The sequence below is a fragment of the Parabacteroides sp. Y3-G-102 genome (assembly GCF_023656845.1).
Lineage (GTDB): Bacteria > Bacteroidota > Bacteroidia > Bacteroidales > Tannerellaceae > Parabacteroides > Parabacteroides distasonis.
Genome location: NZ_JAMOKU010000035.1, coordinates 27,704 through 49,414, shown reverse-complemented (window position 1 = coordinate 49,414; position 21,711 = coordinate 27,704). Strand labels below are relative to the sequence as shown.

General features: G+C 44.4%; 23 protein-coding genes and 3 tRNA genes. 14 read left to right on the top strand and 12 right to left on the bottom strand.

What is annotated here, in order from left to right; all coding sequences use genetic code 11:
- The first annotated feature begins 113 nt into the window (after positions 1–113).
- The gene (rnhB, locus tag NBH16_RS16640) at positions 114–713 is read left to right on the top strand and encodes a ribonuclease HII (protein ID WP_005859375.1); all 600 of its coding nucleotides are present in this window, start codon (positions 114–116) and stop codon (positions 711–713) included.
- A 117-nt stretch (positions 714–830) separates the two neighbouring features.
- Here rnhB and NBH16_RS16635 read toward each other — a convergent pair whose 3' ends face one another.
- The 9 genes from NBH16_RS16635 to NBH16_RS16595 all read right to left on the bottom strand — a co-directional run bounded on the left by NBH16_RS16635 (position 831) and on the right by NBH16_RS16595 (position 9,079).
- Positions 831–1,256, bottom strand: a complete 426-nt coding sequence (locus tag NBH16_RS16635; protein ID WP_005867596.1) for a SufE family protein — start codon at positions 1,254–1,256, stop codon at positions 831–833.
- A 12-nt stretch (positions 1,257–1,268) separates the two neighbouring features.
- On the bottom strand, positions 1,269–2,258 hold the full coding sequence (locus NBH16_RS16630; protein ID WP_044545406.1) for a M20 family metallopeptidase: 990 nt from the start codon (positions 2,256–2,258) through the stop codon (positions 1,269–1,271).
- Positions 2,259–2,271: 13 nt separating this feature from the next.
- Positions 2,272–4,122, bottom strand: a complete 1,851-nt coding sequence (locus NBH16_RS16625; protein ID WP_008772769.1) for a fused gamma-glutamyl-gamma-aminobutyrate hydrolase/peptidase — start codon at positions 4,120–4,122, stop codon at positions 2,272–2,274.
- Between the two features lie 22 nt (positions 4,123–4,144).
- Positions 4,145–5,929, bottom strand: coding sequence for a gamma-glutamyl-gamma-aminobutyrate hydrolase family protein (locus NBH16_RS16620; RefSeq protein WP_122377512.1), 1,785 nt, complete (start codon positions 5,927–5,929; stop codon positions 4,145–4,147).
- Entirely contained in the window at positions 5,922–7,877 is a 1,956-nt protein-coding gene (gyrB, locus tag NBH16_RS16615; RefSeq protein WP_012056068.1) for a DNA topoisomerase (ATP-hydrolyzing) subunit B, read from the bottom strand. Before gyrB ends, NBH16_RS16620 begins: the two co-directional genes overlap by 8 nt.
- A 170-nt stretch (positions 7,878–8,047) precedes the next feature.
- Positions 8,048–8,122, bottom strand: a tRNA-Glu gene (locus tag NBH16_RS16610).
- A 68-nt stretch (positions 8,123–8,190) separates the two neighbouring features.
- Positions 8,191–8,445, bottom strand: a complete 255-nt coding sequence (gene rpsT / locus NBH16_RS16605) for a 30S ribosomal protein S20 (protein ID WP_005859369.1) — start codon at positions 8,443–8,445, stop codon at positions 8,191–8,193.
- Between the two features lie 41 nt (positions 8,446–8,486).
- A tRNA-Glu gene (locus tag NBH16_RS16600) sits at positions 8,487–8,558 on the bottom strand.
- Positions 8,559–8,674: 116 nt separating this feature from the next.
- Positions 8,675–9,079, bottom strand: coding sequence for a DUF2721 domain-containing protein (locus NBH16_RS16595; protein ID WP_005867604.1), 405 nt, complete (start codon positions 9,077–9,079; stop codon positions 8,675–8,677).
- A 77-nt stretch (positions 9,080–9,156) separates the two neighbouring features.
- Between NBH16_RS16595 and recO the strand changes: the two genes are divergently transcribed.
- The 4 genes from recO to NBH16_RS16575 all read left to right on the top strand — a co-directional run bounded on the left by recO (position 9,157) and on the right by NBH16_RS16575 (position 10,943).
- The gene (gene recO, locus NBH16_RS16590) at positions 9,157–9,882 is read left to right on the top strand and encodes a DNA repair protein RecO (RefSeq protein WP_048927162.1); all 726 of its coding nucleotides are present in this window, start codon (positions 9,157–9,159) and stop codon (positions 9,880–9,882) included.
- Positions 9,883–10,069: 187 nt separating this feature from the next.
- Positions 10,070–10,141: transfer RNA gene (locus NBH16_RS16585), tRNA-Arg, on the top strand.
- Between the two features lie 180 nt (positions 10,142–10,321).
- Positions 10,322–10,618 carry a nucleotidyltransferase family protein gene (locus NBH16_RS16580; RefSeq protein ID WP_005865085.1) on the top strand — a complete coding sequence of 99 codons (297 nt, stop codon included), beginning with the start codon at positions 10,322–10,324 and terminating at the stop codon, positions 10,616–10,618.
- Complete coding sequence (locus NBH16_RS16575) at positions 10,602–10,943, top strand: HepT-like ribonuclease domain-containing protein (RefSeq protein ID WP_008772765.1); 342 nt, start codon at positions 10,602–10,604, stop codon at positions 10,941–10,943. Before NBH16_RS16580 ends, NBH16_RS16575 begins: the two co-directional genes overlap by 17 nt.
- A gap of 10 nt (positions 10,944–10,953) precedes the next feature.
- On the opposite strand, the gene NBH16_RS16570 is transcribed toward NBH16_RS16575, so the two are convergent.
- Together NBH16_RS16570 and NBH16_RS16565 are read right to left on the bottom strand one after the other, a co-directional pair.
- Positions 10,954–11,826, bottom strand: a complete 873-nt coding sequence (locus NBH16_RS16570) for a DMT family transporter (RefSeq protein WP_048927163.1) — start codon at positions 11,824–11,826, stop codon at positions 10,954–10,956.
- Entirely contained in the window at positions 11,827–12,228 is a 402-nt protein-coding gene (locus NBH16_RS16565; protein WP_008772763.1) for a hypothetical protein, read from the bottom strand. It abuts the gene before it with no gap.
- A 97-nt stretch (positions 12,229–12,325) separates the two neighbouring features.
- Here NBH16_RS16565 and NBH16_RS16560 point away from each other — a divergent pair, with 97 nt between their 5' ends.
- Positions 12,326–12,739, top strand: coding sequence for an ATP-binding protein (locus NBH16_RS16560; RefSeq protein WP_005859341.1), 414 nt, complete (start codon positions 12,326–12,328; stop codon positions 12,737–12,739).
- An 11-nt stretch (positions 12,740–12,750) separates the two neighbouring features.
- Positions 12,751–13,062 (top strand): STAS domain-containing protein, encoded by a 312-nt coding sequence (locus tag NBH16_RS16555; RefSeq protein ID WP_005859339.1) that lies wholly within the window; start codon positions 12,751–12,753, stop codon positions 13,060–13,062.
- Between the two features lie 57 nt (positions 13,063–13,119).
- On the opposite strand, the gene NBH16_RS16550 is transcribed toward NBH16_RS16555, so the two are convergent.
- Positions 13,120–14,079, bottom strand: a complete 960-nt coding sequence (locus NBH16_RS16550; RefSeq protein ID WP_250788886.1) for a hypothetical protein — start codon at positions 14,077–14,079, stop codon at positions 13,120–13,122.
- A 155-nt stretch (positions 14,080–14,234) separates the two neighbouring features.
- Between NBH16_RS16550 and NBH16_RS16545 the strand changes: the two genes are divergently transcribed.
- From NBH16_RS16545 to nagB, 7 genes are all read left to right on the top strand, one after another.
- On the top strand, positions 14,235–15,389 hold the full coding sequence (locus NBH16_RS16545) for a Gfo/Idh/MocA family protein (protein ID WP_048927165.1): 1,155 nt from the start codon (positions 14,235–14,237) through the stop codon (positions 15,387–15,389).
- Positions 15,390–15,402: 13 nt separating this feature from the next.
- On the top strand, positions 15,403–16,395 hold the full coding sequence (locus NBH16_RS16540; protein ID WP_005859333.1) for a sugar phosphate isomerase/epimerase family protein: 993 nt from the start codon (positions 15,403–15,405) through the stop codon (positions 16,393–16,395).
- Positions 16,396–16,427: 32 nt separating this feature from the next.
- The gene (locus NBH16_RS16535; RefSeq protein WP_083434096.1) at positions 16,428–17,429 is read left to right on the top strand and encodes a metallophosphoesterase family protein; all 1,002 of its coding nucleotides are present in this window, start codon (positions 16,428–16,430) and stop codon (positions 17,427–17,429) included.
- Between the two features lie 103 nt (positions 17,430–17,532).
- Positions 17,533–18,429 (top strand): diaminopimelate dehydrogenase, encoded by an 897-nt coding sequence (locus NBH16_RS16530; RefSeq protein WP_005867618.1) that lies wholly within the window; start codon positions 17,533–17,535, stop codon positions 18,427–18,429.
- Positions 18,430–18,524: 95 nt separating this feature from the next.
- Entirely contained in the window at positions 18,525–19,358 is an 834-nt protein-coding gene (gene lgt, locus NBH16_RS16525) for a prolipoprotein diacylglyceryl transferase (protein WP_005859327.1), read from the top strand.
- Positions 19,359–19,420: 62 nt separating this feature from the next.
- Positions 19,421–20,632: an FprA family A-type flavoprotein gene (locus tag NBH16_RS16520; protein ID WP_005867620.1), complete on the top strand. Its 1,212-nt coding sequence runs from the start codon at positions 19,421–19,423 to the stop codon at positions 20,630–20,632.
- A 42-nt stretch (positions 20,633–20,674) separates the two neighbouring features.
- The gene (nagB, locus tag NBH16_RS16515; protein ID WP_250788885.1) at positions 20,675–21,487 is read left to right on the top strand and encodes a glucosamine-6-phosphate deaminase; all 813 of its coding nucleotides are present in this window, start codon (positions 20,675–20,677) and stop codon (positions 21,485–21,487) included.
- The last annotated feature ends 224 nt before the right edge of the window (positions 21,488–21,711 follow it).

Genomic DNA, 21,711 nt, shown 5'->3' with positions numbered 1-21,711 from the left:
ATTCAATGGAGCTTATGATGGGCATTTAAAGGTGCTTACGATGCCCATTGTAAGGATGCTTGAATGAGCATCGTAAGCATGTGGCGTGTTTTACGATAAAAAGAGATAGATACATGTTATTACCCTATATGGAAACCGGGCGTATAGAGGCTGGGTGTGATGAGGCGGGAAGAGGCTGCTTGGCGGGTGCGGTATTCGCCGCCGCCGTGATTCTTCCGGAAGATTTTAAGAATGAGGATTTAAACGATAGCAAGCAATTAAGCGAGAAGAAACGGTATAAGCTTCGTCCCGTTATCGAGCGTGAGGCGATCGCTTGGGCGGTAGGTATCGTTAGCCCGGAAGAGATCGATAAGATTAATATTTTGAAAGCCTCTTTCTTGGCCATGCATCGTGCGATCGAGCAATTGAAAGTACGGCCGGAACATTTATTGATCGATGGAAACCGTTTTACCCCTTATCCCGATATTCCACATACGACCGTAGTAAAAGGCGATGGCAAATACCTGAGTATCGCCGCCGCCTCTATATTGGCTAAAACCTATCGGGATGATTATATGAATGAATTGGCCTTGGAATACCCCGCTTATCATTGGCTGGACAATAAAGGTTATCCTACCAAGGTCCACAGGGAAGCGATTCGTACCCACGGAATCACGCCTTATCATCGCAAGACTTTTACGCTCTTACCGGAGCAGCTTACACTCGGTTTTTAATACGTATATAGGCATAACCTTATGCGTATATACGTATGAGGCTATGCCTATATCGGTGTAGGCTTACACGTATATACGTATCGGCTCGTGCCTATATACATGTGAAAACACCTGTTTTTATTGTTGTTCCTTTGCCCGGTAAGCCATCGCGTACAGACGCATTTGCTTCACCATCGCTACCAACCCGTTGGAACGGGTAGGGGATAAATGCTCTTTTAATCCTACCTTGTCTATAAAGTATAGATCCGCATCCAAGATTTCTTGAGGGGTATGGCCCGATAAGATCTGTATCAGCAAAGATACGATACCTTTTACGATCACGGCATCGCTTTCTCCTTGGAAAATAATCTTTCCATCCACATAATCCGCTTGGAACCAAACCCGGCTTTGACAACCCTCGATCAAGTTGCTTTCCGTTTTATATTTCTCATCAAGCGGGGGAAGGGAGTTTCCCAGATCTATTAATAACGCATATTTATCCATCCAATCATCGAAGACTGAGAATTCTTCGATTACATTGTCTTGAAGTTCATTGATTGTCATTTTATCAGTATTTTATCGATTGTATATTACTTCCAGTACGGTTTGACCGGCAGCTTTTAGAGTCTCACGGTCTATATTTTCCATATTATCTTTTTGAGTATGCCAATAACTGGCGAAACCTGTTTTAGACTCAGGGTCGTAGTTAATAATGTCGATACTCGGGATATTACGTCCGCTAATCACATATTGGTGATCGTCTATGAGCGCTCCGCCGGTGGCGTTAATGAAATATTTGCCATATCCCAGATCGCGGGCCGCGCTCCATACCATCTCGACGATCGGGGCTGCCGCACGTAAGGATTGTTGCTCCTTGAAAAACGTGGCGTTCTTGCCGCCCACCATATCCAATAAGATTCCGTATTCCGCCGTATAATTGGGGACATGCGGATTTTTTGCCCAGAACTGGGTACCTAGGCACCAGCTATCCGGTGTATAATCGGTTACGAATTCCGGCGTACCATAATCCTCCGCATCGAAGAAAATAATATCGATACCGATACCCGGGACTTTTTGTCCGATTTGGCGGGCGATTTCCAATAAGGCACCTACACCACTACCGCCATCGTCCGCCCCGTCCAATGGAGTTCGGTGCTTGGAAGGATCGGGATCGTGGTCCGAATAGGGACGGCTGTCCCAATGCGCGAATAGTAAAATACGTTTACTATTCTCCGGATCAAACGAGCCTATGATGTTTCTCGCTTCCAGCTTCGTTCCGTCGTAGGCGGTCAGTATCGCTTCCTGTTGGTAGACTTTGGCGCCAAAGCGCTTCAATTCAGATGCTAAGTAATCCCCGCATGCTTTATGAGCCGCCGTGTTAGGTACACGGGGACCAAAAGCGACTTGGTTCGCTACATAGGCGTAAGCGCTGTCTGCGTTGAAATCGGGAACAGCTGAGGCGATCGGTTGTTTTTTGATCTCCGGCATATTACCTGTCTCTTTGGTTCCTTTGGCTCCACATGATAAAAGAGCAAAACTCAATAACGCAAAAAATAATCTGATCATAAATCTGTTTTGTTTATAATGTTTTTACGGAGGCAGTCGCTTGAACCTCGTCTAATACACGCATCAAGTTTCCACCCCATATCTTGGCGATATCTTCCTCTGTATATCCTTTCTCTATTAATTTAACAGTGATCTGTATGAAATCGTTGTCACTTTCGCAACCGATAATTCCGCCACCGCCATCAAAATCAGAGCCGATACCTACATGATCGATACCGGCGACTTTCACCATATGATCGATATGTTCGATCGCGTCGGTAAGGCTCGCGTTTTTATAATCCTCATTGATATAGCGGTCGAGCAAGCAAACTTGCGCTACGCCTCCATTTTGGGCAAGGGCCTTTAGTTGTTCGTCGGTCAGGTTACGGTCGTGCTTGCACATCGCCATGGATGAGGAATGCGAGCAGATGATCGGGGCCTTGGACAATTTGATAACATCCCAAAATGCCTTCTCAGAGGCATGAGACATATCCACCATGATACCTTGGCGATTCATCTCTTTCACGACCTCTTCGCCAAACGGACTTAAACCGTCCCATTCTTTCTTGGTATGGGTGGATGAGTCGCAAATATCGTTATCGTAGGAGTGGCAGAGCGTGATATAATTGACACCCATCGCCTTGAACTTAGCGATATTCGCCAGATCCTTACCAATGCCGTATCCATTCTCTATACCGATAAAGAACGCTTTTTTCCCTTCATTCTTCAAGCGGATGAAGTCTTGGTTCGTAACGGCGATGCCACATAAATCCTTATTCAATTCAGCTTGCTTGCGAATACCTTCGATCAAGCCTGTTACTTTTTGTACGGCTTCTTGTAAAGAGGCCTCATCACGTTTACCTTGTCCGATGAAGGCCGCAAGGAACACCCCGTCTAGTTTCCCTTCTTGCATCTTAGGGATGTTTACCCGGTTACGTTCCCGGTCGGCGATGCTGAATCCGGCACGTTTAAACCAGAAAGGAGTATCGGTATGTGTATCTACGGAAAGGAAATGCTTGTGCATCTCTTTGGCTTGGTGGAAAGTCTCGGCCTTTCCTATCAGATGGTGGAATATCTTTAACATCGTAGTGTCGCCTCCGTAAGTCAATGCTTCTGGATGCCATTGAACTCCCATGATGGATCGGTTCGGATAAGCGTCGATAGCCTCGATAATACTGTCGGGCGCATAAGCGGTAGCCTTGAAGATAGGCGCCAACTCCTTGATCGCTTGATGATGAAGAGAGTTTACGGCTAAGGTATCTTTCCCTAGAATAGTGGCTAGCTGTGAGTTTGCGTCAACAAAGACACGGTGTGAGCCATACGAACTGGGTAAATCTTGCCTATGCTTGACAGAATGATCGCCACGTTGTGAGGGGATGTCTTGGTAAAGCGTACCGCCAAACGCTACATTCAACAGTTGCAATCCCCGGCATATGCCTAAGACGGGAATATTTTGGTCGGTAGCCATCTTGATTAGTTTCAACTCATACAAATCGCGTACCGGATCGACTTCCTCCAGCTTTTCCCGAGGCTCCTCCTCATACCATAGAGGGTTTACATCCGCTCCTCCTATAAGAACTAGCCCGTCTAAATTCGATACGATATTCCTGAGTACCTTACCGTCAGTAACAGCCGGGATGATAACCGGAGTTCCCCCTGCCTTTACGATGGATTGGATATAGGTGGCCCCCACCCGGGAAGCACCATTGGAGATACTAGCGGAAATCCCGATCAATGGGGAGAATCGTGCCCGCACGTTTACATCGCAAGAGTCTGTCAACTCATATAGCTTTTTTAAGTTGGGTACTTCCGATCCGGGTGTCTGTGCCTGTGCTCCACATAAGATACTACAGGCGCATATTGCTGTGTATAAGATCTTTTTCATAATATGTAGTTGTTTTCGTTTGCTATTTGTTTGGGAAATCTTGTATAGCGGTCATAACCCTTAGCAAGTTTCCACCCCATATTTTCCGTATATCTTCTTCCGTATATCCTTCTTCTAAAAGTCGGACGGTAATGTTAATCAACTCGTTGGTAGCCGAGCAACCGATCAGTTCCCCGTCTCCGTCAAAATCCGAGCCGATTCCTATATGATCGATACCGATTAAATCCACGATATGATTGATATGGCGGATAGCGTCGCTTAAAGAAGCTTTGTCCTCTTCCTTATTGATGAATCCTTTGTATAGGCAGATTTGGGCGACACCTCCTTGAGCAGCCAGTGCTTTCAGCTGATCATCTGTTAAGTTACGAGGATGATCGCAAAGCGCACGTGCGGAAGAGTGGGAGGCTATGATTGGCGTCTCGCTCACTTCCATTACCTGATAAAAGGTACTTTCCGCCGCATGCGAGATATCAACCATGATTCCTAATCGGTTCATCTCTTTTACCACTTCCTTACCGAAAGGACTTAGTCCTTTCCATTCCTGTTTTCCTCTAGCGGAATCACAAATATCGTTATCCCCATTATGGCATAAGGTGATATAAGAAACTCCCATCTCCTTGAACATCCGTAGGTTCTCGATCTGCTTCCCTAAAGCGTACCCGTTCTCGATACCGAGGCAGATCGCTTTTTTCCCTTGCGCTTTGATTGTTCGGATCTCTTGGGGGGTAGTCGCTATAGCCATCCGGTCCGGATGTAAGGTTTGCTGGCGTTTTACTTGATTCAGCCGTTCTATCGCATACGCTGTCGCTGCCTGTAAGGATGCCTCATCTCGTTTACCTTGCGGGATATAGGCGACCATAAAGGTTGCGTCGATACGCCCTTCTTCCATAAAAGGAAGATTCACTTTCCCTCCTTCTTTCTCCCCGATATTAAATTCACCGGGAAAGATCATCGGGGTATCTGTATGGGAATCGATCGTCACGATCCGTTGATGGATCGCTTTGGCTTTCGCGAAACGGCGGGCATTCTCGATATGGTAAGCGAATAGGGCTTTCATGGCCTCATCCCCTTGCGGAGCCATGGCCTCCGGATGCCATTGTACGCCGAATATCGTTTTCTCCGTATGTTCCATAGCCTCATTGATTCCATCCGGGGCGGTCGCTGTCGCCCTAAATCCGGGGGCGACCTCTTTTACCGCTTGATGGTGGAAAGAGTTGACAAGGATTTGTTCTTCTCCATTGAAAATAGCGCGTAACCGGTTCGTTCCCGGTTCGAGAGTTACCGTATGCGACGGATATTCCCGCGCCAATGTCTGGCTGTGTTTCAATAGCGGGTGATCGGCTTGTGAATGGATGTCTTGATAGACACTTCCTTCGAACGCTACATTCATGATCTGATGCCCTCGGCAAATACCCATGATCGGAATTTGTCGGTTAGCGGCCAAGCGAAGCAAGATCAAATCGTATTCGTCACGTAGCGTATCTACGTCTTGCAATTGCGGGATAGGCTCCTCATGCAAATAGAGCGGATTGATGTCTCCACCCCCGCTCATAACCAATCCGTCTAGTTCGGAAACCAGTACGGTCAATGCTTTCAGATCCGTGATCACCGGGATAAGTACCGGGGCTCCCCCCGCATCCAGCACGGCTTGCACGTAGGTCTCGGCTATACAGGAAAGTCCGTCTCTCCGGTTAGCGGATATTCCTATTCGGGGAGGTTGAAGGCTTTCTTTAGCCGGTATATAATTATCAACTTCTTTGTATAGGGCCTCTAGATTCGGACGACGGACTTTCATGATTTTAAGCATCTATGTTAGCATATGTAGCGTTTTCCTCGATAAACTCGCGGCGAGGGCCTACGTCTTCACCCATCAACATGGCGAAGATTTGGTCAGCCTCGGCTGCGTTGTCGATCGTGATTTGCTTTAACGTACGGTTTTCCGGGTTCATGGTCGTATCCCACAATTGATGGTCGTTCATTTCTCCCAAACCTTTGTATCGTTGTGTATGGATCGAGTTCTCGTTGCCTCCTCCATATTTTAAGATGAACTGCTGACGTTGTTGCTCGGTCCAGCAATATTCCTCAACCTTACCTTTCTTACACAAATAGAGGGGAGGAGTCGCCAGATACACATATCCGTTCTCGATCAAGGAACGCATACGGCGGAAGAAGAAGGTCAAGATCAATGTGGCGATGTGGCTACCGTCCACATCGGCATCGGTCATGATAATCACCTTGTGGTAACGCAGCTTCTCCATGTTCAACGCTTTCGGGTCATCCTCCGTACCGACGGTTACGCCCATCGCGCGATAGATGTTCTGGATTTCCTCGCTTTCGAAGATCTTATGATCCATCGCTTTCTCCACGTTCAAGATCTTACCGCGCAATGGTAGGATCGCTTGGAAGTTACGGTCGCGTCCTTGCTTAGCCGTACCACCTGCGGAGTCTCCCTCGACAAGGAACAATTCGCAGATCGACGCGTCTTTAGAGGAACAGTCCGCCAATTTACCGGGAAGCCCACCTCCTGTCAGCGGAGATTTGCGTTGTACCAATTCGCGAGCCTTACGAGCGGCATGACGGGCTTGAGCGGCCAAGATCACCTTGTCGACGATTATTTTCGCCTCTTTCGGATGTTCTTCCAAATAATAGCCTAACGCCTCACCGATCGCCATATCCACTGCACCGGTAACCTCGCTATTACCCAGCTTCGTCTTTGTCTGTCCCTCGAACTGAGGTTCGGCTACCTTGATAGAGATAACGGCGGTCAAACCTTCACGGAAGTCATCCCCTTGAATCTCCACCTTGGCTTTCTCCAATAATTTAGAATCCTCGGCGTACTTTTTCAACGTACGGGTCAGGCCACGGCGGAAACCGGCTAAGTGTGTACCACCTTCTATCGTGTTAATATCATTTACGTAAGAGAATACGCTCTCATTGTAAGAAGTATTATAAGTTAACGCCACCTCGACAGGGATACCCTGCTTCTCGGTAACGATATGGATTACGTCTGGAATCAGTTTCTCTTTAGAACGGTCGATATAGCGGACAAACTCTTTCAATCCCTCATCCGAATGGAATACCTCGGACTTGAATGAACCGTCTTCTTTCAGAACTCGCTTATCTGTCAGACGTAGCGTAATACCTGCGTTCAAGAACGCTAATTCACGCAAACGGGTAGCCAAGATATCATACTTGTATTCCGTGACCGTAAAGATAGAACCGTCCGGCTTGAAAGAGATCGTAGTACCTGTTTTATCCGTATTATCGATAACCTGTACGTCGTGCAACGGCTTTCCGCAAGAGAACTCCTGCATATGTACTTTGCCGTTCCTGCGAACTTCCGCTTTCAGATAAGTAGAGAGGGCGTTTACGCAAGATACACCCACACCGTGCAAACCACCGGATACTTTATAGGTTCCCTTGTCGAACTTACCGCCGGCGTGCAGCACTGTCAGTACTACCTCCAAGGCTGATTTACCTTCTTTCTCATGAATATCCACGGGGATACCACGGCCGTCGTCGGTAACCGTGATCGAGTTGTCCTCATTGATTACCACGTCGATGTATGTACAATATCCGGCTAGCGCTTCGTCTATGGAGTTATCTACGACCTCATACACTAAGTGATGGAGACCTTTCTCGCTGGTATCGCCAATATACATGGATGGCCTTTTTCGTACTGCCTCTAACCCTTCAAGTACTTGAATACTATCTGCGGAGTACTCTGTAGAAGTATTCTTAATTTCTTCACTCATGAGTTTATCTTTCTTTAAAATCTGTAATTATCTATGTCCTCAAAAAAATCTAACAAATGTAGTGATTTTTATCGAGATAGCGAAGTGGGGGATGTGAAAATAGCGAAAAAAGGACGGGTATAGTAAAAAAGGAGAGAGATAAGCCATAAACTTATCTCTCTCCTTTTGATTGGTAGCCCATAGGGGAATCGAACCCCTCTTTCAAGAATGAAAATCTTGCGTCCTAGCCGATAGACGAATGGGCCATTAGGTTTAAAAAAGCCGGGCTTATTGAGAGTCCGGCTTTATACTTGTAAAAGTAATTACCTTCTGCTTATGCTAGCGCATTAACGTGCTTAGCCAACTTAGATTTCAGATTACCGGCCTTGTTCTTGTGGATAACGTTCTTTTTTGCAAGCTTATCCAACATAGAGCATACCTTAGGGAATAAAGCTTGTGCCTCATTCTTGTCTTCAGTAGCGCGCAAAACTTTCATAGCGTTTCTAGCTGTCTTTGCGTAATATCTGTTACGCAAACGTCTTGCGTTTGTCTGTCTGATTCTCTTGATTGATGACTTATGATTTGCCATTTCTAGATCTTCTCTTTATTGTTTTTTAATCCTGTTTATTGTAGCCCATAGGGGAATCGAACCCCTCTTTCAAGAATGAAAATCTTGCGTCCTAGCCGATAGACGAATGGGCCAAAATGTCAAAGCTCTCACTTATAGCGTTCTAAGAAAGTGATTTCCCGATTGCGAGTGCAAAGATAGACGATCTCTCCGAACTGGCAAAACATTTCGAAGGAAAATTTAATACTACTCACTGTTTTAACTTCTCTTTAGAACTTATATCTTCCAGATGAATTTCCAAGGCTTTAACGGAAATATTTATTTCCCAGATACATACACATAACGACGCCGCTAATAGCAATAAGGCTATGCCAAATATCCATGCGGCGAAAATCTGCCACGATACATAAATGAAGAACATAGCGATCACGCAGAGCAGCAAACTGAGTATTCCTAATATTTGCATGGAACGGGTCAGATAGAGCCTTTTCCGCAGGTTCGCTATCTGGGCGATATCCTTGGGGTCATGGGTTTGCTGATGCTTTTCTTTCAAGGCACGCACTACGCTGGCGTATGAAAGGAAGCGATTCGTATAGGCCAACAATATCAATGATATGGCGGAAAATAATAAAGAAGGGGTCGTTAAGTCCAACATAATTCTATACTTTAATTATATGTATAACGTTAATTTGAGTATCTTTGTTCTTAATCATCGTCGCAAAGATACGAATTATGTTGTGTAAAACGAGGGGGATTGTCTTGCATACGATCCCTTACAATGATAAATATTCTATTATATATATGTATACGGAGGCGTTTGGCCGGGCCTCGTATCTGGTTAGTCGTAGCCGTGGGAAGAAAAGCACGGTGTCGAAGGCTTTGTTTATACCTTTGTCCGTTCTGGAAATGGAGGTGGAGCACTTGAATAAGCGGGACTTGCACCGGATTAAGGAGACCCGCATTTGTTTTCCGCTGAATGATGTTTGTTGTGATCCGGTTAAGAATGTATTGGCGCTTTTCCTCTCGGAGGTTCTTTTTAGGGTCGTGAAAGATACGGAGTCGGATCCCCGTTTATTTGATTATTTATACGAGTCCATACATCTATTGGAGTATGCGGATAAGGGTATCGCTAATTTTCATATGGTTTTCTTGTTAGGTCTTCTCCACCATCTCGGTATTTTCCCGAATATGGAATCGCATAGGGTGGGATATTATTTCGATATGTTGAATGGGGTGTTTACGGATCATATCCCGATGCATCGGCATTATTTAAATAAGGTGGAGAGCGCTTTCTTTTCCCGTTTGCTGCGTATCAGTTTTGAGAATATGTCGCTTTATGGTTTTTCCCGGCAAGAGCGGGTCCGTATTATTCATCGTATTCTTGAGTATTACCGTCTACATCTCCCGGATTTTCCGGAAATCAAATCGTTATCGGTGATGCAAAGCTTATTTGATTGATCTATTTGATGTTATATTAGCTCTTGAAAACACGTACGTGTTTCTTGAAAAAGACGTACATGTTTTTCCGGAAACACGTACATGTTTTTTCGGAAATAATGAGAAGCTTCCGGATAGGCGGGAAAAACATCCGATAACGGTTGCCTATTTGAGGAAAAGATTATACTTTTGCAATCTCAAAAGAGTTGGTCTTGTAGTTCAACGGATAGAATAGAAGTTTCCTAAACTTTAGATCCGGGTTCGATTCCCGGCGAGACTACTTTTATTTCCTCTCTTTTTTATCAAACTTGGTCAAAACAAGTAAGTTGATCTCCTTATTGTTAAACGTTTTTTTGTCTCTTGTATAAAGAGAGAGTAAATAAAATAAGCGTTTTCTTACTGCAGGTTGTTTCTTGTGGTGAGAATATTGTTTATATTTGCGCAAGGTAATCACTAAAAGATGAAACAACAGATAATTAATAAGCTAAGAGGCTTTTTCTCTTTGCAACCAATAGAGAAAGCATGGGTGTTTGGTTCCTGTTCACGTGGAGAGGAGACGAAGGATAGCGATATTGATATTCTGGTTCGTTTTGACTCCCACGCTCGTATTACATTATTCAAGTATGCGGGTATGGTGGAAGCTCTAAGCCAATTGTTGCATCGTAAGGTTGATTTGGTGGAGGAAGGACAATTGAAGGATTTTGCCGTTTCTTCTGTAGATCGGGATAAAATATTGGTATATGAGAGAGAAGCCTAAAGACAATACACGTCTACGGCATATGCTGGAGGCGATAAATAATGTCATTGAGTTCACGACAGATGTGACTTTTGAGGAGTATTCCAGGAACAAGATATTGCGTTTTGCGGTCATCAAGAATTTGGAGATTATAGGGGAGGCGGCTTATTTGATTACAAAGGAATTTCGGGAGGAACATCAAGAGATCGCATGGAATGAGGTCATAGGCATGCGCCATGTGTTAGTGCATGGGTATTATCAGATTCGGGATGAGATAGTGTGGGGAACCATTCAAACAGATCTATTTCCGCTTAAGGATAAGATAGAACGGTTGATCTGTAAATAAGCTCAATGTATTATTTTAATAAGATGATCATGACCGATCCCGCTACCATGATAACGGAGCCAATCAATTTCTTCGTTATATTTTCCTCTTTGAATATACGGTATCCTAAGAAGATACTTACGATCGTAGAGAGTTGGAACAAGGCTAACGCATAACCTACCTCCATATGATCGAATACGTAATTGGTGGTGTATTGCATGGTGCCGATACAAAGGACCAAATAAAAGTAGGAGGAAATATCCCGTATTTTGATTCGCTTGAATTCTTTGACAAGATGGACCTTGAAAGCGAATAAAAGAGCGAAAGAGAAAATCGCGCCAAACCAACACCAAACAATGAACGAGATGGTGGTGGATGAATATAAGATGATTTTCTTGATAAAGACCGCCTCGATAGCTGTAAGGACCATAGCCCATATCCGGTATTGAATCTCTTTCCGTTTTAAAAGAGCCAAGGAAAAATGCTCATCCATCGTATCCAAAACATAATAGCTCCCATATACGATCAGTGACATTCCTGCGATACCCCATAGGTTCGGGATCTCCCCTAATAAGAAGATACCGACAATAATACCTACTACGGATTTGTAGGAATTGATGGGGCCCAGTACCGATAGATCCCCGCATTGTAAAGCTTTTACTAAGAATCCATTCCCGGTAGCTCCCACGATTCCGGCTAGAATACAATATTTCCAGAATTCGAAAGGCAACTCAAGCCAGCGAACTTGGATCGCCGGGATGATACAGAATACGCTCAATAGTAGGAATGTCAAGAAGTTGATTAATAAAGGGTGGTTATACCGATTGGTTAATTGCTTTTGGAAAACATTACCAAGCGGATTCGATAATACCCTTAATATGATCGCAACAGAGGTGAGTATCATTTAATAGGCTTTAAACGTCACCCATTCGCCATTGTATTGACATTCAAAAGTTCGGCCGCTTATCCATATGTCCTTCAAGACCGTCTGGCCGTCTTCATAGTCCATATAAAGTATATCGGTATAGTAATTGTCCCAGTCCCAGTAGAATGGAATTTCCTCTCGATCTATGCGTCCGCTTGGGTAATGATAAATTCTTGTATCCCATCCTTTCCCATCCGGATTAAATGTAAGTTGCTGCTCACAATCTAAACCGTCTACGACAAACCAATCAGTCCATACATAATTACATAAATCATAGGTGATTTCCTCATACGGATCATAATACGGATCCTCCTCGCAACTACTGAACCCGCATAAGACGGCGATCAATAAGAATATGTTTATTAAATATCTTTTAGCCATAACTCTATACCTTTAAATACTATTCGGAGGTAAAGATACAAATTTAAGGAAAGGATATTTCTTTTTTTTATATCTTTAGCGCAAAATTTTCAGATATATGCAAAAAACATTACGCATTAAGAACGATATTCATGAGCTTTCCATGATGAATCAGTTCTTGGAGGAAGCTGGAGAAGAATTGGGATTAAGCACCGCTTTCATGATGAGCCTGAATCTGGTGATGGAAGAAGCTGTCTCAAATATAATTTTTTATGCGTATAAGGGAGATGTTGAGGATGCCGTAGACATTTCGTTGGTCAGGGAAGGTGGGGAATTGATCGTGACTTTGATAGATCATGGGATTGCTTTCGATCCGACTTTAAGAAAAGACCCTGATATTACTTTATCTGCCGAAGACCGTCCAATCGGAGGGTTGGGTATTTTCTTGATCAAGAAGATTATGGATGAGGTCTCTTATCAGAGAGTAGATGAGCGGAATGTCTTTATCATGAAGAAAAAAATAACCGAATAAAATATAAAGATATGGAAGTAGTTATTGACCAAAAAGGTGAAGAGACTGTAATTAAGATCAAAGGAAGATTGGATACGAATACGGCTCGCGAATGCGAGGAAAAGGTTTTGCCGGTATGGGAGAATCCGGGAGTAAAAGTATGTGTCGATTGTTCTGATTTGGAATATGTGAGTAGTGCGGGCCTCCGATTGTTTTTAATATTACAAAAAATGACGACTGCCAAGAAAGGGTCTTTACGTTTGATCGGTATGCGGAATGTGGTTCGTGAGACCTTTAGTTTGACGGGATTTAACGCTCTCTTCAAGATAGAAGACGCAAAATAAGTGTGAAGGTTAGGAAAAAGGTAGCCGGTGTGTCAAATTTGGCACACCGGCTTTGTATTAATCTTTTAGATCTTTGTCGATGGGGCTATCCCATTTGCCACCGTTTAATATATCAAGGGTGAAGGTATCGTCTGATTCCTTCGGGGTGTAGAGAATCCCAGTATAACGAATAATGTGATTTTTGAGAGGCAGGATGTCATTAACCTCTCTTTCCCGGGTTACTTCATTTATCTGATTTTTGGCCGAGAGGTGTGCTTTGAGCATGAATTCCGGAGCCGGGATAAACGTGAAGAAGGAATGGGAGAAATTTGTTTTCCCGATATCAGTGTCGTTAAAAGTGTCGGTTTGTGTATAAGGCGTGTTTTGAGAAATGCCATTCCCGGTGGTTAAGTCAATCTTGTTTTGATAATTGGAGACATTTATCGTGAAGCTTTTTAGGTTTTTAGGTACGGCATCGGTGGATATGAACTCTATTTTACCGACGATTCTTTGTAAGGTGATATCCTTAATGATTCTTTCTCCCGTTTGTACTTCTTGGGTGAGAAAAAGATGAAACGTATCTGAGACTTTACTGAATAGTGCGGTTTGTCCGGACACGGAGATATTCTTGTCTGAGTGGGCTAGGAAACAAATATGATAGTCGCCGGAGGGCAGTGAATCATAAATGATCGTGAAATCCGGATCTTGAGGCGTGAATTGCTTATGTTTTACCAGAATGTCCGGTTTTCCGCTTTGGTATACGATATAATCGATCCGGTTGTATAAATTATCCGGATCGATATCTGGTGTAGAAGGATCTTCCTCGGCATCGGGATTTTGGGGAATAGGCTCAGGGATATTCAGCTCGGGAATACTCTTGGTTACGGGGAAGGGTAATACTTCCTTTTGTAAATCGATCGTAAACTGTATGGGTGATAATTCCTCTTGTAGGTCGGGGTTAGGTACTTCCTTTTCCGTTCCATTACAACAACAAAAACAAAGCAGACAGGCGATAGCCACTAATTCATTTTTCTTCATAGTTGATATTTTTGGTAAATGTTTGACGCAAAGGAACGATATATTTTGTGAATTAAAAAATATTAAGCTGTTAAATTGGCGTACGCAGGGTTATTTTTCATAGCTTTGTGAATCAACAATGTAATTACCTTAGTTTAATAAAACGGAATAATACCATGAAACGAAAAATCAGAATGGGAATGGTCGGTGGAGGACAAGGCTCGTTTATCGGGGCCGTTCATCGTATCGCCGCTAATTTAGACGGACAGATCGAGTTGGTCTGTGGATGCTTCAGTTCTCGCCCGGAGAATTCATTGGCTACCGGACAATCTTTATTTTTACCGGATAATCGTATTTACGCATCTTATCAGGAAATGATAGAGAAAGAGGCCGCCCTGCCTGAAGGCGAACGGATGGATTTTGTGTCTATTGTTACCCCGAATCATGTGCATTTCGGTCCGGCCATGATGGCGTTGGAACATGGTTTTCATGTCGTGCTGGATAAACCGATGACATATACCTTGGATGAGGCGAAACAATTACGTGACAAAGTGAAGGAAACCGGAAAATTGTTTATGCTGACTCATACCTATACCGCTTACCCGATGGTGAAGGAGGCTCGGGAAAGGGTACGCAGGGGGGATTTAGGTAAGATACGCCGTATTTATGTGGAATATCCTCAAGGCTGGCTATATAATGACTGCGCTGATGTTAATAAGCAGGCGGCTTGGCGGGTGGATCCCGGTCGGTCGGGCAAGGCCGGTTGCATGGGGGATATCGGGACGCATGCGTTTAATCTGGCGGAATATATAACAGGGCTGAAGGCCGTGGAATTATGCGGTGAATTGAATACCTTCGTGCCGGATCGTCTTTTGGATGACGATGGGGCGGCATTGATCCGTTATGAGGGAGGTGCGAAAGGGGTGCTGACCGCTAGCCAGATCGCCGTAGGTGTAGAGAATGGCTTGAATATTCGTGTGTATGGAGAGAAAGGTGGGTTGGAATGGCGTCAAGAAGAACCGAATACGATGGTTATGCGTTGGCCGGATCGTCCGGTGGAGATCGTCCGTACTTCCAATGGATATATGTCGGGTATCGCCGCTCATAATTCCCGTACACCGGGCGGGCATCCGGAAGGCTATATAGAGGCATTCGCTAATTTGTATCGGAATTTCGCCTTGGCTTTGCAATCGATTCTGGCTGGTGAGGAACCGGCTCTTGAGACCTTGGATTTCCCTTCCGCCGAAGACGGTGTCCGTGGCATGCGGTTTATCGAGACGATTGTAGCTACCGGATCGACAGAGAATAAATGGATAAAAATAATCGACTAAAAATAATACTATTATGGCACGTCCTGTAACATTGTATACCCTCCAGTGGGGAGATTTATCACTGGAAACAGTTTGTCAAAAAGCGAAAGAATTCGGATACGACGGTGTGGAATTGGGACTTCCCGATCATGTGGATGTCCGACGTACGGATACGGCTTATTATCAAGGAATCAAGGATCTGTTAAAGAAATATGACTTACGGCTTTATGCGATCTCTACCCATTTGGTAGGACAGGCTGTTTGCGATAATATCGATGAGCGCCATAAGGCGATCTTGCCGGATTATATTTGGGGAGATGGCGATCCGGAAGGGGTTCACCAACGGGCTACCGAGGAGATGATCCGGACCGCTCATGCGGCAAAGATGCTGGGAGTCGATACGGTTGTAGGTTTTACGGGTAGTTCTATTTGGCATTATTTGTATTCTTTCCCTCCGGTAACGGACGCGATGATACAAAAGGGGTATGATGATTTCGCCCGTCGCTTTACGCCCATCTTGGATGAGTTTCAGAAACTGGGTGTACGTTTTGCGTTGGAGGTACATCCTACAGAGATCGCGTTCGATACTTTTTCCGCACGCAGAGCATTGGAGGCGGTAAATAACCATCCTGCTTTCGGTTTTAACTATGATCCGAGTCATCTAGGATACCAAGGGGTGGACTATGTGGATTTCATCTATCAGTTTCCGGAGCGTATCTTTCATGTGCATATGAAGGACGTATATTGGAGTGATACCCCCAAGCAGGTGGGTATATTTGGCGGTCATGTTACTTTCGGCGATCCCCGCCGATATTGGAATTTCCGTAGCTTAGGACGAGGAAAGATTAATTTTGAGGAGATTATCCGTGCTTTGAATTCAATTGGCTATCAAGGTCCGCTTTCCGTGGAATGGGAAGATAGCGCTATGGATCGGGAACATGGGGCACGGGAATCTTGCGAATTGGTGAAGAGAGTGGATTTCCAACCTTCCGCACATGCGTTCGACGCTTGTTTCGGAAAGGAATAAATAATTATTAATTACAAAAAACACGAGATTTGATGAGTGTGAGAAAGTGGATGTTTGCCGGGGCCTTGTTATTGGCCGCCGGCTTGAGTTCTTTGGGATTTGCCCAGAAACCGGGGTTGAAGTTTAATCCGGATAAGAAGTTTAAGATTGTACAGTTTACGGACTTGCATGTAAAATGGCAAGACCCTCGCTCGGACATCGCTTTTGAGCGTATGAACCAAGTGTTGGATGACGAGAAACCGGACTTGGTGATTTTTACGGGAGATATTATCTATAGCAAACCTGCGTTGGAAAATATGCGGAATGTATTGAAGACAGTCTCCGACCGTAAAATACCGTTCTCCATTGTTTTCGGAAATCATGATAATGAGCAGGGGGCGACAAAAGAGGAGTTGCTGAAAGTAGCCGAAAGCCTACCGTATAGTTTGACGGCGGATGAGGTCCCCGAAATCTCTGGTGTTGGTAATTACGCCTTGACCGTACGTTCGTCCGATGGTAAGAAGGATGCTTGCGTTTTGTATTGCATCGACTCGAATACCTATTCAACTATCAAAGGGGTAAAAGGATACGATTATATTAAGCGTGACCAGATCGATTGGTATTGTAAGAAAAGCGCAGAGTTTACCCGGAATAACGGGGGAGAGCCGGTTCCTTCTTTGGCTTTCTTCCATATCGCATTGCCGGAGTTTAATCAAGCGTCTTCCGATGAGAATGCCCAACTCTATGGCATACGTAGGGAAAAGGCATGCGCTCCGGCCTTGAATTCCGGCTTATTTACGGCGATTAAGGAAAACGGGGACGTGATGGGCGTATTTGTCGGCCATGATCATGACGATGATTATGCGGTTTGCTGGTATGACGTATTATTGGCTTACGGTCGTTTTACGGGTGGTCCGACGGAATACATCCATATACCAAATGGAGCACGTGTGATCGAGTTGAACGAGGGAGCCCGTACCTTCAAGACTTGGATTCGTACGAAAGCCGGTGTAGAGCAGCTTACTACCTATCCGGATTCATTCGTGAAAGAGTGAGGATCTATATCATTCTGAAAATGATATAAAAACTGTATTCCTTATTGTTAAAGCTCTAAATTATATCTAACTTTGCGGTTGGTTGAAAAGTAAAAACTAGAGTATGAAGAAAATTAGAGCCGCCATCGTAGGTTATGGCAACATCGGGAAATATGTGTTAGAGGCCCTTGAAGCTGCCCCGGATTTTGAGGTAGCAGGTATTATTCGTCGTAATCCGAATGATATTCCGGACGAGTTGAAGGCATACACGGTTACTGATAGCATCACCAAGTTAGATAAGGTTGACGTAGCGGTTTTGGCTACTCCTACACGCAGCGTGGAAGAGCATGCGAAAGAGATTCTGGCATTAGGCATCAATACGGTCGATAGTTTCGATATCCACGGAGGTATCGTGGATTTACGTCGTTCTTTGGACGCTGTAGCGAAGGCTCATAATACGGTAGCTGTAATTTCTGCTGGTTGGGATCCGGGAAGCGACTCAGTGGTACGTGCTTTGTTAGAAGCGATGGTGCCGAAAGGTATTACTTATACGAACTTCGGTCCGGGAATGAGTATGGGGCATACGGTTGCCGTGAAGGCTATCGAAGGCGTGAAAGCGGCTTTAAGTATGACGATTCCTTTGGGAACAGGTGTACACCGTCGTATGGTTTATATCGAGGTGGAAGACGGATACGATTTCAAGCAAGTGTCTGCCGCTATCAAGGCGGATGATTATTTCGCTCATGATGAGACTCATGTAATGCAGGTTGAATGTGTCGATAATTTGTTGGACATGGGACATGGTGTGAACTTGGTTCGTAAAGGTGTATCGGGCAAGACTCAGAACCAGTTGATCGAATTCGATATGAAGATCAATAACCCTGCCTTGACCGCTCAAATCTTGGTTTCTGTCGCTCGTGCGAGCTTGAAGCAACAACCGGGCGCATATACGATGATCGAATTGCCGATAATCGATATGCTGTACGGCGAGAGAGAGAACTTAATTAGAAGACTCGTTTAATATAAGTTGATGGTTGACAGCAGGCAATTGACAGTTCGGGAAATCCTGACTTGCGATTGTCGACTGTCAATTGTCAATTGCCAACTGAAATAATTATGCTTGATTTTATTACATGGACTGCCGATCCCGCTATCTTTACCATCGGTTCCCGGGAGATTCGTTGGTATGGATTGGCTTTCGCGATTGGTTTCGCTATTGGCTATATGATTGTAGAGCGGATGTGGAAAAAAGAGGGACTGCCGCCCGCATGGATCGATTCCCTTTTGATTTATACGATGCTCGGTACGGTGATTGGTGCCCGTTTGGGGCATTGTTTGTTTTATGCGCCGGAATATTATTTAGCCAACCCGATTGAGATTTTCAAGATTTGGGAGGGAGGTTTGGCTAGCCATGGTGGTACGTTAGGTATAATTATCGCCATTTATTTCTACTCGAAGCGAGTAAGCCATAAAAGTATGTTATGGGCTTTCGATAAGTTGGTGGTTCCGACAGGATTGGTAGCTGCTATGATTCGTCTGGGAAACCTGATGAATCATGAGATTTACGGTCATTCCACTGATTTGCCTTGGGGATTTCGTTTTATCGATAATTTACACGCATGGAGAATGGGGGCGGAGCCTATTTTTACCGCTCCGAGCCATCCGACGCAATTGTATGAGGCCGCTTGTTATCTGGTGACGTTCGCTATCTGTATGTGGCTATATTTCAAGAAAGAGGCTTGGAAAAAGCAAGGACTTATCTTCGGCGTATTTATGATATGCGTATTCGGGTCTCGTTTCTTCATAGAATTCGTGAAAAATGACCAAGAGCCTTTCGAGGCTGGAATGATGTTGAATATGGGGCAATGGCTAAGTATCCCGTTTGTTTTGGCAGGGTGCTGGTTTGTCTGGAGAGCACTAAGAAATGGAAAATTAAAGATTGAAAATTGAAGATTAGAGAGCACACGCTTCGTGATTATCAATTATCAATTATCAATTATCAATTAAAAAAGATGTACAAGTTAAAAGAAATTGCGGATAAAGTTTATTATGTAGGAGTTAATGACCGTCAAAAGGCCCTCTTCGAGAATATGTGGCCGTTGCCATACGGCGTTTCCTATAACTCGTACTTGATCGTAGACGAGAAAACCGTATTGATCGATACGGTCGATGTTTGTTACTCTGATATTTTCTTGAAAAAAGTAGCGGATGCCTTGGACGGACGTTCTTTGGATTATCTCGTGGTAAATCATATGGAGCCGGATCATGCGGGTAGTATCCGTTTGTTACGTCAGCAATATCCGGACGTACAGATTGTCGGAAACAATAAGACTTTCGGAATGCTGGAAGGATATCATGGCATCAAGGAAGGCTTGTTTGAGGTGAAAGAGGGTGATACCTTGAATACGGGTCGTCATGAGCTTGTATTTTATATGGCTCCGATGGTGCATTGGCCGGAAGTGATGGTTACTTATGACGTTACGGATAAAATCGTATTCTCTGCGGATGCGTTCGGTACGTATGGCACATTGGATGGTGGTGTGATCGATACGGAGATGAATGTGGAGCATTATTGGGAAGAGATGATTCGCTATTACTCCAACATTGTCGGAAAATATGGAAGTCCAGTACAAAGGGCATTACAGAAGCTTTCGGGCTTGGATATCCAGACGATTTGCTCTACCCATGGACCTGTTTGGCGTGAATATGCGTCGAAAGCGATCGATATCTATGACCGTATGAGCCGCTACGAAGGTGAGGAAGGCGTGGTTATTATTTATGGCAGCATGTATGGTAACACGGAGCAGATGGCTGAGGCGATCGCCGCTTCTTTGGCTGATAATGGCATTAAGAATATCGTGATGCATAATGTTAGCAAAAGCCCTTCTTCTTATATTTTGAAAGATGTGTTCAAATATAAAGGAGTGATCGTAGGTAGCCCGACTTATAGCAATCAATTGTTCCCGGAGGTGGAAGCTGTGTTGAGTAAGATCGAGTTGCGTGAAGTGAAAAATCGTATTTTCGGTTATTTCGGGTCTTTCACATGGGCTGGAGCCGCCGTGAAACGTTTGGCGGCTTTTGGCGAGAAGATGAAGTGGGAGACTGTCGGTACGCCGGTTGAGCAGAAGCAAGGTTTAAGCGCTACTAAATACGAGGAGTGTTTAGCTTTGGGCAAGGAAATGGCTGGGAAATTGAAAACAATTAACGACAAATCTAATTTATAAACAAGAAAGTTGATACAACTTTCAATTAAAAAACATAACATTATGAGATTAATTATCGAACCTAATTACGAGCAACTCTCAAAATGGGCTGCCAATTATGTAGCAGCGAAGATCAAAGCCGCGAATCCAACCGCTGAAAAACCATTCGTACTGGGCTTGCCTACCGGATCTTCTCCGCTGGGTATGTACAAGAACCTGATTGAATTGAACAAGCAGGGTGTCGTATCGTTCCAGAACGTGATCACTTTCAATATGGATGAGTATGTCGGCCTTCCGAAAGATCATCCGGAAAGCTATCATTCTTTCATGTGGAATAATTTCTTCAGTCATATCGATATCAAATCGGAGAACGTAAATATCTTGAATGGTAACGCCGAGGATTTGGAGGCTGAGTGTGCGTCTTATGAGGCTCGCATGAAAGCGGTCGGTGGCGTAGACCTGTTCTTGGGTGGTATCGGTCCTGATGGCCATATCGCGTTCAATGAGCCGGGTTCATCTTTGAGTTCTCGTACTCGTATCAAGACGTTAACTACAGATACGATTATCGCTAACTCCCGTTTCTTTGATAATGACGTGAATAAAGTTCCGAAGACTTCTGTAACGGTTGGTGTAGGTACGGTTCTTGACGCTAAGGAGGTATTGATCATGGTAAATGGTCATAACAAGGCTCGTGCGTTGCAACAAGCCGTTGAGGGTGCCGTGAACCAAATGTGGACAATTACCGCCTTGCAGTTGCATCCGAAGGGAATCATTGTTTGCGATGAGGCGGCTTGCGCGGATCTTAAGGTAGGTACTTATAACTATTTCAAGGATATCGAGAAGGATCATCTTTGTCCTTGTTCATTGCTAAAATAAACGAATCTCAGATAGGGCTTTCTTTGAATGCCCATCATAAGGAGTTAAGAATGCCCATTGTAAGGAGTTTACGATGGGCATTCTTAACTCCTTACGATGGGCATCGTTGTTTTAGGGCAATTGGTGGCTGCCGGCTGGCTTCCTCATAGAAGATATACTTCACTGGTTAGAGGAAATATACTTTTCCTGTCAGAGGATATATACTTCATTGACAAAGTCAGTAC